The sequence below is a fragment of the Mesorhizobium sp. B263B2A genome, from assembly GCF_020165775.1.
Lineage (GTDB): Bacteria > Pseudomonadota > Alphaproteobacteria > Rhizobiales > Rhizobiaceae > Mesorhizobium > Mesorhizobium opportunistum.
Window position 1 is genome coordinate 213,771 of the sequence record NZ_JAIUIU010000003.1, and the last position, 14,683, is coordinate 228,453.

A 14,683-nucleotide genomic window follows, 5' to 3' on the forward strand; every position below is an offset into this window, starting at 1 on the left:
TTTCGTTTGACATTCGTTATCAGTTCGAAATAATTCCACCACGGTTTCGCAAAAGACCCAAAATGGTGCAATGCGAAATCGTGGAGGAGCTAAGTGGACGCATCTTCAATCCGTGACATTTTCGTCATAGGTGGCGGCATCAACGGCTGCGGCATCGCCCGCGATGCCGTCGGTCGTGGCTTTTCGGTTTTTCTCGCCGAGATGAACGATCTCGCCAGCGGAACATCCTCCGGTTCGACCAAGTTGATCCATGGCGGGCTGCGCTATCTCGAATTCTACGAATTTCGCCTGGTGCGCGAGGCGCTCATGGAACGCGAGGTTCTGTGGAAGAACGCCCCGCACATCATCTGGCCGATGCGCTTCGTGCTGCCCTATGCCAAGGGCCTGCGCCCGGCCTGGCTGATCCGGCTCGGCCTGTTCCTCTACGACCATATTGGCGGGCGCAAATTGCTGCCGGCGACCAGGACGCTCGACATGGCGAGCGACCCGGCGGGCAAGCCCTTGAAGCCATTGTTCAAGAAGGCTTTCGAATATTCGGATGGCTGGGTCAATGATGCACGCCTGGTGGCGCTCAATGCACGCGATGCCGCCGACCGCGGCGCGACGATCCGAACCCGCACCAAGGTGGTCGAGGCACGCCGCGAAGGTGGCATCTGGGCGATCAAGATCGAGAACCTGCAGACAGGCGCGACCGAGGAGATCAAGGCAAGGCTGCTGGTCAATGCTGCCGGTCCATGGGTCGATCATGTCCTGTCCGGCGTCGTCGGCCAGAACGATGTCCACAATGTCCGCCTCGTGCAGGGCAGTCACATCGTCATCGCCAAGAAATTCGACGATCCGCGCGCCTATTTCTTCCAGAACAGGGATGGGCGCATCATCTTCGCCATTCCCTATGAGGAAGAGTTCACGCTGATCGGCACCACCGACCGGGACTATCCCGGCGATCCGCACGACGTGAAGATCAGCGACACCGAGATCGACTATCTCTGCGCCGCGGCCAGCGAGTATTTCGCGCAACCGGTGAAGCGCTCGGACATTGTCTGGACCTATTCGGCGGTTCGCCCGCTCTATGATGACGGCGCCTCCAAGGCGCAGGAAGCAACTCGCGACTATGTGCTGAAGGCCGATGGCGGCGACGGCGCGGCCCCGATCGTCAACGCTTTCGGCGGCAAGATCACCACCTACCGCCGGCTGTCGGAATCGATGCTGGAAAAGATCGAAGGTTTTCTCGGCAAGCGCGGCAAGCCATGGACCGCCAACGCGCCACTGCCTGGGGGTGACTTCCCCGCCACCGGTTTCGACGCGCAGGTGGCAAAGCTGAAGGCGGCCTATGCGTTCCTCGACGCGCGCCTTGCCCGCCGGCTGACCCGGCTTTACGGGACGCGTGCACAGAACCTGCTCGGCCTTGCCAAATCGAATGCCGATCTCGGCCGCAATTTCGGCGGCGATCTCTACGAGGCCGAAGTGCGTTATCTCGTTGAAAACGAATGGGCTATCACGGCGGAAGACGTGCTGTGGCGGCGGACCAAGCGCGGCCTGCATCTTGGCCGTGAGCAGGTTTCCGCACTCGATGAATTCATGCGTGGCATAAGCCGGCGGCACGTCGCGGCCGCTGAATGAAGAGGTTTTTGAGCTGATGCGGAAAGCCTGGGAGGAGGCGTCATGCTGGAACTGAGGAACGTCACCAAGACGGTCGGTGCGATCGAGCACATCCGCGACGTGTCGCTGACGCTTCAGCACGGCTCGCTCAACGTCCTGCTCGGCCCAACGCTTTCAGGCAAGACCAGCTTGATGCGGCTGATGGCCGGCCTCGATGTGCCGACTTCCGGCTCGGTCTGGTTCGACGGCCAGAATGTCACCGGCATGCCGGTCCAGAAGCGCAAGATCGCCATGGTCTACCAGCAGTTCATCAACTATCCGGCGATGACGGTCTATGAGAACATCGCCTCGCCGCTGCGGGTGGCCGGCATCGAGCAGGCCAGGATCGACAGCCAGGTGCGGGAAGCCGCCGCATTGCTGAAACTGACGCCCTATCTCGACCGCACGCCGCTCAACCTGTCTGGCGGCCAGCAGCAGCGCACCGCATTGGCGCGCGCCATCGTCAAGAATGCCAGCCTGGTGCTGCTCGATGAGCCGCTCGCCAATCTCGACTACAAGCTGCGCGAGGAATTGCGCGCCGAACTGCCGAGGATTTTTGCCGCCGCCGGCACCATCTTCGTTTACGCCACGACCGAGCCGCACGAGGCGTTGCTACTCGGCGGCAACACCGCGACGCTATCGGAAGGCCAGATCACCCAGTTCGGGCCGACCATCGATGTGTTCCGCAAGCCGGTCGACCTGGTGACGGCCAAGACGTTCGCCGATCCGCCGCTCAACACCATCGTGCTGGCCAAGAAAGGCGCCGACTTCCTGCTCGAGGGCGGGGTCAAGCTGCCGGTGCCGCCCGAACTCGTCGGCATTGCCGATGCGAACTACACGGTTGGTTTTCAACCGCACCATCTTTCGCTCGAACGGCCCAATGCCTTGGCAGTGCCGGTGCGAGCCAAGGTCACCATCACAGAAATCACTGGGTCGGAGAGTTTCATCCATCTCGACTTCGCCGATGCACGTTGGGTCATGCTGTCTCACGGCATCCTCGATTTCGAGCCCGATGATGCGATCGATGTGTTTATCGACCCGCGTCACATCATGGTTTTCGACGAGCACGGCCGCGCCGTGACGGCACCGAAGCTGGCGGCTTGAGGAGGGCGATATGGCGCGCATCAACGTCAACCATGTCAGGCATTCCTACCTGCCGAACCCGCGAACGGATGCCGATTTCGCGCTACGCGAAGTGCATCACACCTTCGAGGACGGCGGCGCTTATGCGCTGCTCGGGCCTTCCGGCTGCGGCAAGACCACGCTGCTCAACATCATTTCGGGCCTGCTGCATCCCTCGCACGGCCAGCTGCTGTTCAACGGCAGGGATGTCACCACCCTGTCGACCCAGGAACGCAACATCGCGCAGGTGTTCCAGTTCCCGGTCATCTACGACACCATGACCGTCTACGACAATCTGGCGTTCCCGCTGCGCAATCGCGGCGTGCCGGAAGCCGACGTCGACCGCAAGGTGCGCGAGACGCTGGAGATGATCGACCTGGCGTCCTGGGCCAAGAAGAAGGCGAGGGGCCTGACCGCCGACCAGAAGCAGAAGATATCGCTCGGCCGCGGGCTGGTGCGCTCGGACGTCAACGCCATCCTGTTCGACGAGCCGCTGACCGTCATCGATCCGCACATGAAGTGGGTGCTGCGTTCGCAGCTCAAGCAGCTTCACCGCCGCTTCGGCTACACCATGGTCTATGTCACGCACGACCAGACCGAGGCGCTGACCTTCGCCGACCAGGTGGTGGTCATGTATGATGGCGGCATCGTCCAGATCGGCACGCCGGCGGAACTTTTCGAGCGGCCGCGCCATACCTTCGTCGGCTATTTCATTGGGTCGCCGGGCATGAACGTCATGCCGGTGGCGATCGAAGGCAGGACGGCAATGCTCGGTTCGCAACGGATCGAATTGCCGGGCGCGCCCAAAGCCGGCAGCGGCGCAGTCGAACTCGGCATCCGTCCTGAATATGTGCGGCTCGGTCGCGACGGCATGGCTGTCTCGATCAGCAAGGTCGAAGACGTCGGTCGCCACAAGGTGGTGCGCGCCAAACTGGAAGGCCGGGACATCGCGGCCGTGATCGGCGAGGACGAAACGGTTCCGGCTGAACCGAAGGTGCGGTTCGATCCGGCCGGCATCAACATCTATGCCGATTCCTGGCGTGTCGAGATGGGGGCATAGATGGACAAGACCTGGAACAACAAGGCCTGGTTTCTGGTGCTGCCGGTGCTGGTGCTGGTGGCCTTCACCGCTGTCGTCCCGCTGATGACCGTCGTCAACTATTCGGTGCAGGACACGTTCGGCAACAATGTCTTCACCTGGGCCGGCACCGAATGGTTCGAGGAATTGCTTTCGTCCAGCCGCTTCTGGGAAGCGATGGTGCGCAACCTGATCTTCTCCTTCATCATCCTGGCGATCGAGGTGCCGCTCGGCATTTTCATCGCGCTCAACATGCCGAAAAAGGGCTGGGGCGTTCCTGTCTGCCTGGTTTTGATGTCGCTGCCGCTGCTGATCCCGTGGAACGTCGTCGGCACCATCTGGCAGGTGTTTGGACGCAACGACATCGGCCTGCTGGGCTATTATCTCAACGCGATCGGCATCGACTATAATTACGTGCAGGATCCGTTCGACGCCTGGGTGACGATCATCGTCATGGACGTCTGGCACTGGACCAGCCTCGTCGTGCTGCTCTGCTATGCCGGCCTGGTCTCGATCCCGGATGCCTTCTATCAGGCGGCCAAGATCGACGGCGCCTCGCGCTGGGCGGTGTTCCGCTACATCCAGTTGCCGAAGATGCAGCGCGTGCTTCTGATCGCCGTGCTGCTGCGCTTCATGGACAGTTTCATGATCTACACCGAACCCTTCGTCGTCACCGGCGGCGGGCCGGGCAATTCGACGACATTCCTGTCGATCGACCTCGTCAAGACCGCACTCGGCCAATTCGACCTTGGGCCGGCGGCGGCCATGTCGCTGGTCTACTTCCTCATCATCCTGTTGTTGTCATGGGTGTTCTACACCGTGATGACCAACTACGACGCGGAGCGCTGAGATGGGCCGCGCCAACGAGACGACGACGGAGCGTGACCGGGTGAGCCAGGTTTCAGAAGGGCTCTCAAGCGCGCTGTCGCAGAGCGAAATCGATCGGCGCATGCGCCGGCGCGGCGAGGAATCGCGCTGGTGGTGGATCGTGCCGACGCTCTACATCATCGTGTTGCTGCTGCCGATCTATTGGCTCATCAACATGAGCTTCAAGACCAATGCCGAGATCGTCAATTCGCTGACGCTCTATCCGCATCAGCCTACGATCGCCAACTACGTCACCATCTTCACGCAGAAGGCGTGGTATTCCGGCTACATCAACTCGATCACCTATGTCGTCATGAACATGGTGATCTCAGTGTCCGTGGCGTTGCCGGCTGCCTACGCCTTCTCGCGCTATCGTTTTCTCGGCGACAAGCATCTGTTCTTCTGGCTTTTGACCAACCGCATGGCGCCGCCGGCGGTGTTTGCACTGCCGTTCTTCCAGCTCTATTCCGCCTTCGGCCTCATTGACACGCATATCGCGGTGGCGCTGGCGCACTGCCTGTTCAATGTGCCGCTGGCGGTGTGGATCCTCGAGGGCTTCATGTCGGGCGTGCCGAAGGAAATCGACGAGACCGCCTATATCGACGGCTATTCGTTCCCGCGCTTCTTCGTAAAGATTTTCATGCCGCTGATCGCCAGCGGTATCGGCGTCGCCTGCTTCTTCTGCTTCATGTTCTCATGGGTCGAGCTGCTGATCGCCCGCACGCTGACCACGACAGACGCCAAGCCGATCGCCGCCACAATGACCCGTACCGTCTCGGCATCGGGCATGGACTGGGGGCTGCTGGCCGCAGCCGGCGTGCTGACGCTGATCCCCGGCGCGCTCGTGATCTGGTTCGTGCGAAATTATATCGCCAAGGGCTTCGCCCTGGGGAGGGTGTGACCATGAACCTCGACTTCTCCTGGATGGCGTGGACCTGGCCGACGGCCGCCTTCTTCGCCGTCATCGTGCTGCTTCTGGTCGGGATGGGCGCTTGGGAATACGCCTCTCCGGGCGGCAATCCGCGCGTCGGCGTGCTGCGCTTCGAGACGACGCGCGGCGACCGTCTTTTCCTGTCGCTGCTTGGCAGCGCCTTTATCCATCTCGCTTGGCTGGGTCTTGTCGGACCCAACCTGTGGTGGGCTCTCGCTCTCTCCGTGGTCTACGCCGTCGGCGTTTTCCGCTACGTATAGAGGGCGAAACTGTTGAAGCGGCCGCGTAGCGGCGGCCGCTTCAGATCGCACTTGAAATCTTTTCAAAATGTGGAGGAAACACAATGCGACGGCAATTTCTTACATCGACGACTGCGCTTGTCCTATTGCTCGGCGCGGGCAATGCCTACGCCGGGATGGACGAAGCCAAGGCCTTCCTGGACAAGGAGATAGGCGACGTTTCGACGCTTTCCCGCGCCGACCAGGAAAAGCAAATGCAGTGGTTTATCGACGCGGCCAAGCCCTTCGCCGGCATGGACATCAAGGTCGTGTCGGAAACCTTGACCACGCACCAGTACGAGTCTCAGGTGCTGGCGCCGGCCTTTACCGCCATTACCGGCATCAAGGTCACGCATGACGTCATCCAGGAAGGTGACGTCGTCGAAAAGATTCAGACCCAGATGCAAACCGGCCAGAACATCTACGACGGCTGGGTCAACGATTCGGATCTGATCGGCACGCACTGGCGCTACCAGCAGGTGCGCAACCTGACCGACTGGATGGCGGGCGAAGGCAAGGACGTCACCGATCCGATGCTGGACGTCGACGACTTCATCGGCACCAAGTTCACCACCGCGCCGGACAAGAAGCTTTACCAGCTCCCCGACCAGCAGTTCGCGAACCTCTATTGGTTCCGCTACGACTGGTTCAACGATGAGAAGAACAAGGCCGACTTCAAGGCCAAATACGGCTACGACCTCGGCGTGCCGGTCAACTGGTCGGCCTATGAGGACATCGCCGCGTTCTTCACCGGCCGCGACGTCGACGGCAAGAAGGTCTATGGCCACATGGACTACGGCAAGAAGGATCCGTCGCTCGGCTGGCGGTTCACCGACGCCTGGCTGTCGATGGCCGGCAACGGCGACAAGGGCCTGCCGAATGGCGTGCCGGTCGACGAATGGGGCATCAAGGTCGATGCGAATTCACGGCCTGTCGGCTCGTGCACGGCACGCGGCGGCGACACCAATGGACCAGCATCGGTCTACGCCATCCAGAAGTATCTTGACTGGCTCAAAGCCTATGCGCCGCCGGAAGCTCAGGGCATGACCTTCTCCGAATCCGGTCCCGTGCCGTCGCAAGGCAATGTTGCCCAGCAGATCTTCTGGTACACCGCCTTCACAGCCGACATGGTCAAGCCGGGCCTGCCGGTCATGAACGAGGACGGTACGCCGAAGTGGCGTATGGCGCCATCTCCGCACGGCTCCTACTGGAAGGACGGCATGAAGCTCGGCTATCAGGACGTCGGCTCCTGGACGCTGATGAAGTCCACGCCGACCGACCGCGCCAAGGCCGCCTGGCTTTATGCGCAGTTCGTGACCTCCAAGACCGTCGACGTGAAGAAGAGCCAGGTTGGCCTGACCTTCATTCGCGACTCCACCATCCACGACAAGAGCTTCACCGAACGTGCGCCGAAGCTCGGTGGTCTGATCGAGTTCTACCGCTCGCCGGCCCGTGTGCAGTGGACGCCGACCGGCACCAACGTGCCGGATTATCCGAAGCTGGCGCAGCTCTGGTGGCAGAACATCGGCGACGCATCCTCGGGTGCCAAGACGCCGCAGGAAGCCATGGATTCGCTCTGCGCCGATCAGGAAAAGGTCATGAGCCGCATCGAGAAATCCGGTGTCCAGGGCGACATCGGGCCGAAGATGGCCGAAGAGCACGATCTGGCCTACTGGAATGCCGACGCGGTCAAGGCCGGCAATCTCGCCCCTCAGCTGAAGCTCGAGCAGGAGAAAGACAAGCCGATCACCATCAACTACGACGAACTGGTGAAGAGCTGGCAGAAATAGGACTGTCTATGCGGGCGCTCGCGCCCGTGTGAAATTAGGGGAGGCGGCGCGTTGCCGTCTCCCTTCTTTGTATCGAGGCGGAGGACGTTGGGATGAGTGGTTTTGTGCTGGCGATCGACCAGGGTACGACGTCGACCAGGGCGATCCTGTTCGACGGCCAGATGAAAGTCGCCGGCTCCGGGCAGAAGGAATTCACTCAGCACTATCCGGCCTCCGGTTGGGTCGAACACGATCCCGAGGAGATCTGGAGCAGTGTCGTGGCAACAGTGAAGGCCGCGCTGAAAAAGGCCGGCCGCGCCGCTTCGGATGTCGCGGCGATCGGCATCACCAACCAGCGCGAGACCGTCGTCATCTGGGACAAGGCGACGGGCAAGCCGATCCACAATGCGATCGTCTGGCAAGATCGGCGCACCGCACAGCTCTGCCACAGGCTGAAGAAGCAGGGGCTGGAGAAGAAATTCACCCGCAAGACCGGCCTGCTGCTCGATCCTTATTTTTCGGGCACCAAGATCGCCTGGATGCTCGACAAGGTGAAAGGGGCGAGGCGACGCGCGGAGAAGGGCGAGTTGCTGGCCGGCACCATCGATAGTTTCCTGATCTGGCGGCTGACCGGCGGCAAGGTCCACGCCACCGATGCCACCAATGCCTCGCGCACGCTGGTCTACAACATCGCCGAGAATGTCTGGGACGAGGAACTGCTTTCGATCCTGCGCATCCCCGCCGCGATGCTGCCTGAGGTGAAGGATTGCGCCGACGATTACGGCGCCACCGAGAAGGGTCTGTTCGGCGCCGAGATAAAGATCTTCGGCGTTGCCGGCGACCAGCATGCCGCGACCATCGGCCAGGCCTGCTTCGAGCCGGGCATGATGAAGTCGACCTATGGCACCGGCTGCTTCGCGCTGCTCAACACCGGCAGCGACCTGGTCCGTTCGAAGAACCGGCTGTTGACCACCATAGCCTACCGGCTGAACGGCAGGACGACCTATGCGCTGGAAGGCTCAATCTTCATTGCCGGTGCGGCCGTGCAATGGCTGCGTGACGGCATCAAGGTGATCGGCAAGGCCGAGCAGAGCGGCAAATTGGCTGATGAGGCTGATCCCTCGCAAAACGTCTATCTGGTGCCGGCCTTCGTCGGGCTCGGCGCGCCGCACTGGGACGCCGAAGCGCGCGGCGCCATCTTCGGGCTGACCCGCAATTCCGGTCCGGCGGAGTTTGCGCGCGCCGCACTTGAATCGGTCGCCTATCAGACGCGCGACCTGCTCGACGCCATGCGCAAGGACTGGAAGGGCGGCGCGGCCAAGACGGTGCTCAGGGTCGATGGCGGCATGGTTGCATCGGACTGGACCATGCAGCGCCTGGCCGACATCCTCGACGCACCCGTCGACCGCCCGACCATTCTGGAGACCACGGCGCTGGGGGCGGCCTGGCTCGCCGGGTCGAAGGCGGGCGTGTGGCCGGATGCCAAGAAGTTTGCGAAAAGCTGGGCGCTCGAGCGGCGCTTCCAGCCGGATATGGATAGCTCCATACGCTCGGCCAAACTCGCAGGCTGGCGCGATGCTGTGCGCAGGACCCTGAGCGTGCCATAACCGATTGTCTAATGGGGGCGAGGGGAAATGAAGCCAGATTGGTATCCTGATTGGCGCGACGAGGCTATCGAACAACTGAATGCCAAGAATGCCCGTTTGGAGAAAGACTTCCAGCTCGGCCACTGGTCTCGCTACGATTATGACATGACGACAGGAAGGCTTCTGTTCTCCAAGGAGGGGGCGGTCAAGGTGATCGCCGAGATCCAGATTGCCGGCTCCACGAGCGCCAAGGCAGATAACTGGCTGTGGGCCTGGGCAAATTCGAATTTGCCCGACGATGTTCTCAGCGACGCAAAGCTGGTTCGATCCTTCGGCGAGAAAAACAGCATTGACGAGCTGACTCAGTCTTACGTGAGAGATGCGGATAATGACCTGGAAGTGCTCGGCTGGGAATTGACGGCGGCGGCGGTTCGAATTTGCGATGCCCTTGGAGCGTACCGCTCGCCGCGTGGTGAAGGCGGTGCGCTTTTTCTTATTCTGAAGAGCGTCAAATGGGCAGGCTGACAACGCTCCGATAGAGAAGACCCGCGCCAGTTCTGGCACGGGCCTGCTCGTCAGCTACTTAATCACCCGCAAATCAATAGGGCGAACGGCACTGCCGACGCGGACCGTAGTTCGGCTGGAACGTGTTGTCCGAAGCGCGGTAGCTGCGATAGCGGTCGTAGCACCACTGCACATGGGCATTGCCTTCATAGACGCGGTTGTTCTCGCTGTTGACGATCGCGCCGGTGATCAGCGCGCCGGTGGCGAAGGCCGCGAGCGGGAACCAGTAGTCGCCGTGACGGCGATAGCCGCGACGGTATTCGCGATAGCCGCGATGGCCATTCCAATACATGCCGCCATTGCGGGCGAAACTGCGGTTGCGCGAGAAATTGCGGTCAAAGGAGCGGTTTCTCCTCCACTCGCGGTACTGCACTGTCTGCACATCAGGCGTTACGGTCTGGGATAGGGGTACATAGGCAGTTGCAGCGTTGACCGGCACCACTTCCGCCGCAACAAATGTGGCCGAAAGGGTAGCTGCAATCACGCCGGATAGGATTCTGTTCATCGGTCTTCTCCTCGAAGGATTGGCGGACGTCCCTGTAGGCCGAAAACGGTCGGCGCAGGGGATTTGTTCCCCCGCATCGGCTGTCGCCGACGGGCAGAGGCCAGGAGCGACCTTAGGGTGCCGCAATTGCCAGCGCTGGACAGGTTCACGGGCCCGCTTTTTCCGGTTGACCGGCCGAAGCACTCTCCCTATGTTCCGCGCAATTTCGAGGGCGGCCTTTTCGAGCCCGCGGGAGCGCGTAGCTCAGCCGGTAGAGCAACTGACTTTTAATCAGTAGGTCATGGGTTCGAATCCCATCGCGCTCACCATTGCCTCAAGGTACATCCGGAATCATCGGACACGCTACCTCAGCGTAAATGAATGCTTCCTGCCGAAGCGGCCCAAGTACCCTATCAGTTGCCGCTCAGTTATCCCGCGAGAAATGCACGCCGAGAACCGTGGCTTTCTTTGCCAGCAGGCCCTCCAGGTCGGCGTCCGATCGCTTGGTGCCGGTGCGCTCGCGCAATAGCGCGATCGCTGCCTTCATCGACAGCGAGGCATCCTCTCGGTGACTGCCCAGAATGGCATCCGCCGCGCCGGCGACATCCGTGGTCTCTGCTGGTGCGCGCATGGTCTGATCCTTTCGATCCAGGTCGGCCTCGGTGCCGCCGACAGATTCCCTGGCGCCGCGGTCGAAAACCACCGCCAATCCGTTCTTGACAGCAAGGGCCGCGACCATGTCGTCGAGTTCGTGCGCCGAAATCCCGGGTTTCAGGAAGCGATGGACCGCCCTGGCGGCCTGGTCCGTCGAGACGTAGCCGAAGCGCCGCTTCCTCGCCTCGACATATTGCTCAATGATCATTGCCACACGCCGGGCGGCAATATCGTCGGATCGCTGCAACGCAACCTCCTTGTGCTGTCGTGACCGCGACATGCAGGAGACAAGGGTACTGAATGTAGAGCGGGCAGGGCGAAGATCAATCGTCGCACCCTTCCTTGACTGGGGATTTGGGGAACGATCCCGCAGCTGATGCATTTTGCTTCATGACCAGCTCATTGAGGGAACGCCGGGCCATGAAGATTGCCCATGTCGCGCCGCTTTACGAATCCGTGCCGCCGAGACTCTATGGCGGCACCGAGCGCATCATCTCCTACCTTACCGAAGCGCTCGTCGAGCTTGGCCACGACGTGACGTTGTTCGCCAGCGGCGATGCGAAGACCTCCGCCAGGCTGGTGCCATGCCGCGAAAGGGCGCTTCGTCTCGACCCCCGTCCGTTGAAATCGGAGATCGCGGCGCATCTGTCGATGCTCGACGAGGTGAGGAAACGGGCCGACGATTTTGACGTCATCCATTTCCATCTCAGCCACTTCCTGCACTTCCCGTTTTTTCGCGATATGGCGCAACGCACGGTGACGACGCCGCATGGCAGGCTGGATTACGCGGACCTCGCACAAGCCTATGACCAGTTCCCGCGGTTTCCAATGATTTCGATATCCCGCAGCCAGCGGGCGCGGTTCGCATCGGCGAACTGGCTGGCGACGATCCACCATGGACTGCCGCTCAAGCTCTATGAACCTGACTTCGAGGCGGGTTCGGATGGCGCCTATCTTGCTTTTCTCGGCAGGATGTCGCGCGACAAGCGGCCGGACCGGGCGATCGAGATTGCCCGCCGCACCGGCCTGAAACTCAAGCTCGCGGCCAAGATCGGTGATGGCGATCGCGCCTATTTCGAGGAAGTCGTCCAGCCGATGATCGATGGCGACCGGGTCGAATATGTCGGCGAGATCAGCGAGGACCAGAAGAGCCGGTTTCTCGGCAACGCCGCCGCCTTGCTGTTCCCCATTGACTGGCCGGAGCCGTTCGGCCTTGCCGTGGTCGAGGCCATGGCTTGCGGAACACCGGTCATGGCGTGGAGCTGCGGCGCCATGCCCGAGATCGTCGATCACGGCGTGACCGGTTTCGTCGTCGAGACCATCGAAGATGCCGTCGCCACGATGCCGGCTCTCCTGCAACTCGACAGGCGACGAATAAGGGGGGTCTTCGAAAAGCGGTTTTCAGCCGACAGGATGGCAGGCGACTATGTCGCGGCGTACTCCCGGCTGACTGGCAGCCATGAGGGCAGCCATGAGGAAATCAGGGCCTCATAGAGCGCTTCACCCGCTCGAAAAACCAGCACGGGACAATCTTCTTGACCATCACCCAACTCGACGAGCGCAAGCTTGATCCGGCAATAGCGCTGGCCTCCCTGGACGAGACCGCGCCAAGGGAACCGCACCGGCTTTTCGCGCTCAAGCATGGCGACTCCTTCGCCGTCGCCGATGCCTATGGCGACATACGCGGTGTCGGCGACGGCTTCTTCCGCGACGACACGCGCGTGCTTTCTGAATTCCGGCTGACCGTCGGCGGGCGGTCGACGTCCTTGCTCGGCGCATCGCTCAGCCAGGACAACGTGCTGTTCACCACCAATCTGACCAACCTGCCGATCGAGAGCATCGGCGGCCGCCCCATTCCGCAAGGCGCGATCCACATCGAGCGCGTCAGGCTGATTTGGCAGGACCGGCTTTACGAACGCCTGACGCTTTCCAACTACAGCCAGGAACATTCGAGCCTCCGGCTTTCGCTGCGCTTTGCCGCGGATTTCCGCGACATGTTCGAAGTGCGCGGCTCGACGCGGCCCAAACGCGGCACCGCGCGCACAGCCGAAATCGGCAAGAACACGGTGATGCTTCGCTACGAGGGCCTGGACAAGGTGGAGCGCACGTCGGCGATCTCGTTTTCGCAAGTTCCGGACGAATTGACCTCGGAGCAGGCGGATTTCTTCATCGCCGTCACCAAGCGCAGCCGCAAGACGCTCTATGTCGAGGTCGGCACCGAGATCGCGGATGCTCCGGAACGCGAACGATTTCGTGCGGCCGCCGCTCGCGCGCGCTTTGGCATGCGGGCCAAGCGCCGCCACGGTGCAACGCTGCACAGCTCGGGCCGCGTGTTCAACGACTGGATCGAGCGGGCACGCGCCGACGTGGCGCTGCTGACCACGGAACTGGCGACAGGTCCCTATCCCTACGCCGGCATCCCGTGGTTCTCGACGGCCTTCGGCAGGGACGGGGTAATCTCGGCCCTGCAAATGCTCTGGCTCAATCCCGGCCTGGCGCGGGGCGTGCTCGCTTTTCTGGCGCAGCACCAGGCGACCGAAACCTCACCCTTCAGCGACTCCCAGCCCGGCAAGATCATGCACGAGACACGCAAGGGCGAGATGACGGCGCTCAGCGAACTGCCGTTTGGCCGTTACTATGGGGGTGTCGACACGACCCCGCTTTATGTCCATCTCGCCTGCGCCTATGCCGACCGCACCGGCGACACGAAGTTCATCGACGGCCTGTGGCCATCGCTATGTGCCGCCGCCGAATGGATCGAGGCGGCGAGCCAGCCGACGGGATTCCTGACCTACCAGCGCGCCGCGGAATCGGGCCTAGCCAACCAGGGATGGAAGGACAGTTTTGATTCCGTCTTTCACGCCGACGGCCGCATCCCGAAAGGCCCGATCGCACTGGTCGAGGTGCAAGGCTACGTCTTTGCAGCGTTCCAGGGATTGGCGAAACTGGCTCGGCTGCGGGATGAAACCGAAAAGGCCGAAGCCTGGGAGAAGCGCGCCGAAGAAATCCGCCAACGGGTCGAAAGCCAGTTCTGGATCGAGGAACTCGGCTACTATGCGCTTGCCCTGGACGGCGACGGTGAACCTTGCAAGGTGCGCACCTCCAATGCCGGCCATCTGCTTTATGTCGGCCTTCCCGACCCGGATCGCGCGCGCATCGTCGCCGACCAGTTGCTGTCGGCCTCATTCTCCTCCGGCTGGGGCCTGCGGACGCTGGCGGACGACGCCATCTTCTTCAATCCCATGTCCTACCACAACGGTTCCATCTGGCCGCACGACACCGCGATCTGCGCTGCCGGACTGGCGCGGTACGGCATCAGGGACAATGTGGTGCGGCTGATGAGCGGAACGTTCGAATCCGCTGTTCATTTCAACATGCGCCTGCCCGAACTGTTCTGCGGCTTCACCCGCGCACCGGGCGAGGCGCCCATCGCCTATCCGGTTGCCTGCTTGCCGCAGGCCTGGTCGGCCGGCTCGGCCTTCATGCTCATGCAAGCGTGCCTGGGCCTTCAGATCGACGGCTGGACCGGCGAAATTCAGGTGACGAGACCGCGCCTGCCGATCGGCATCGACAATCTGGTGGTCCGCCATCTGGCGGTGGCGGGCGCCTCTGTCGACCTCACATTTCAACGGGTCGGCGACCGGGTCGGCGCCTTTCTGGCCGATCGCCATGAGGGGCTGGTGCCGCTCGTGGTCAGGAGCTGAAAAATCGG

General features: G+C 62.0%; 13 protein-coding genes and 1 tRNA gene. 12 read left to right on the forward strand and 2 right to left on the reverse strand.

From position 1 onward, the window contains the following. Positions 1-93 precede the first annotated feature (93 nt). The 9 genes from glpD to LB568_RS08315 all read left to right on the forward strand — a co-directional run bounded on the left by glpD (position 94) and on the right by LB568_RS08315 (position 9,794). Complete coding sequence (glpD, locus tag LB568_RS08275; RefSeq protein ID WP_140569365.1) at positions 94-1,620, forward strand: glycerol-3-phosphate dehydrogenase; 1,527 nt, start codon at positions 94-96, stop codon at positions 1,618-1,620. 42 nt (positions 1,621-1,662) lie between these two features. Next, positions 1,663-2,742 carry an ABC transporter ATP-binding protein gene (locus tag LB568_RS08280; protein ID WP_013895313.1) on the forward strand — a complete coding sequence of 360 codons (1,080 nt, stop codon included), beginning with the start codon at positions 1,663-1,665 and terminating at the stop codon, positions 2,740-2,742. Between the two features lie 10 nt (positions 2,743-2,752). Further along, the gene (locus LB568_RS08285; RefSeq protein ID WP_224729826.1) at positions 2,753-3,820 is read left to right on the forward strand and encodes an ABC transporter ATP-binding protein; all 1,068 of its coding nucleotides are present in this window, start codon (positions 2,753-2,755) and stop codon (positions 3,818-3,820) included. Further along, on the forward strand, positions 3,821-4,687 hold the full coding sequence (locus tag LB568_RS08290) for a carbohydrate ABC transporter permease (RefSeq protein WP_013895315.1): 867 nt from the start codon (positions 3,821-3,823) through the stop codon (positions 4,685-4,687). A gap of 1 nt (position 4,688) precedes the next feature. Beyond that, complete coding sequence (locus LB568_RS08295) at positions 4,689-5,606, forward strand: carbohydrate ABC transporter permease (RefSeq protein ID WP_013895316.1); 918 nt, start codon at positions 4,689-4,691, stop codon at positions 5,604-5,606. Positions 5,607-5,608: 2 nt separating this feature from the next. Continuing rightward, positions 5,609-5,896: a DUF2160 domain-containing protein gene (locus LB568_RS08300; RefSeq protein WP_140569369.1), complete on the forward strand. Its 288-nt coding sequence runs from the start codon at positions 5,609-5,611 to the stop codon at positions 5,894-5,896. A gap of 83 nt (positions 5,897-5,979) precedes the next feature. Further along, positions 5,980-7,704 (forward strand): ABC transporter substrate-binding protein, encoded by a 1,725-nt coding sequence (locus tag LB568_RS08305; protein ID WP_013895318.1) that lies wholly within the window; start codon positions 5,980-5,982, stop codon positions 7,702-7,704. Between the two features lie 92 nt (positions 7,705-7,796). Continuing rightward, positions 7,797-9,290: a glycerol kinase GlpK gene (glpK, locus tag LB568_RS08310; RefSeq protein WP_224729827.1), complete on the forward strand. Its 1,494-nt coding sequence runs from the start codon at positions 7,797-7,799 to the stop codon at positions 9,288-9,290. 27 nt (positions 9,291-9,317) lie between these two features. After that, positions 9,318-9,794: a DUF6882 domain-containing protein gene (locus tag LB568_RS08315; protein ID WP_013895320.1), complete on the forward strand. Its 477-nt coding sequence runs from the start codon at positions 9,318-9,320 to the stop codon at positions 9,792-9,794. Positions 9,795-9,867: 73 nt separating this feature from the next. Here LB568_RS08315 and LB568_RS08320 read toward each other — a convergent pair whose 3' ends face one another. Next, complete coding sequence (locus LB568_RS08320) at positions 9,868-10,338, reverse strand: BA14K family protein (protein WP_013895321.1); 471 nt, start codon at positions 10,336-10,338, stop codon at positions 9,868-9,870. Between the two features lie 232 nt (positions 10,339-10,570). On the opposite strand from LB568_RS08320, the gene LB568_RS08325 reads away from it, so the two are divergent. After that, positions 10,571-10,646 (forward strand) — tRNA-Lys (locus LB568_RS08325). A 95-nt stretch (positions 10,647-10,741) separates the two neighbouring features. Here LB568_RS08325 and LB568_RS08330 read toward each other — a convergent pair. Then, positions 10,742-11,218, reverse strand: coding sequence for a hypothetical protein (locus tag LB568_RS08330; RefSeq protein ID WP_224729828.1), 477 nt, complete (start codon positions 11,216-11,218; stop codon positions 10,742-10,744). Positions 11,219-11,391: 173 nt separating this feature from the next. On the opposite strand from LB568_RS08330, the gene LB568_RS08335 reads away from it, so the two are divergent. Both LB568_RS08335 and LB568_RS08340 read left to right on the forward strand, forming a co-directional pair. Beyond that, on the forward strand, positions 11,392-12,465 hold the full coding sequence (locus LB568_RS08335) for a glycosyltransferase family 4 protein (RefSeq protein WP_224729829.1): 1,074 nt from the start codon (positions 11,392-11,394) through the stop codon (positions 12,463-12,465). Between the two features lie 47 nt (positions 12,466-12,512). Further along, entirely contained in the window at positions 12,513-14,675 is a 2,163-nt protein-coding gene (locus tag LB568_RS08340; RefSeq protein ID WP_224729928.1) for a glycogen debranching N-terminal domain-containing protein, read from the forward strand. Positions 14,676-14,683: the final 8 nt, after the last annotated feature.

Excerpts from the sequence above, each read along its gene's own strand:
- LB568_RS08320 (WP_013895321.1), bottom strand. The coding sequence starts at position 10,338 with ATGAACAGAATCCTATCCGGCGTGATTGCAGCTACCCTTTCGGCCACA.
- LB568_RS08295 (WP_013895316.1), top strand. The coding sequence starts at position 4,689 with ATGGGCCGCGCCAACGAGACGACGACGGAGCGTGACCGGGTGAGCCAG.
- LB568_RS08290 (WP_013895315.1), top strand. The coding sequence starts at position 3,821 with ATGGACAAGACCTGGAACAACAAGGCCTGGTTTCTGGTGCTGCCGGTG.
- LB568_RS08315 (WP_013895320.1), top strand. The coding sequence starts at position 9,318 with ATGAAGCCAGATTGGTATCCTGATTGGCGCGACGAGGCTATCGAACAA.
- LB568_RS08335 (WP_224729829.1), top strand. The coding sequence starts at position 11,392 with ATGAAGATTGCCCATGTCGCGCCGCTTTACGAATCCGTGCCGCCGAGA.
- LB568_RS08285 (WP_224729826.1), top strand. The coding sequence starts at position 2,753 with ATGGCGCGCATCAACGTCAACCATGTCAGGCATTCCTACCTGCCGAAC.
- LB568_RS08305 (WP_013895318.1), top strand. The coding sequence starts at position 5,980 with ATGCGACGGCAATTTCTTACATCGACGACTGCGCTTGTCCTATTGCTC.
- glpK (WP_224729827.1), top strand. The coding sequence starts at position 7,797 with ATGAGTGGTTTTGTGCTGGCGATCGACCAGGGTACGACGTCGACCAGG.
- LB568_RS08280 (WP_013895313.1), top strand. The coding sequence starts at position 1,663 with ATGCTGGAACTGAGGAACGTCACCAAGACGGTCGGTGCGATCGAGCAC.
- LB568_RS08300 (WP_140569369.1), top strand. The coding sequence starts at position 5,609 with ATGAACCTCGACTTCTCCTGGATGGCGTGGACCTGGCCGACGGCCGCC.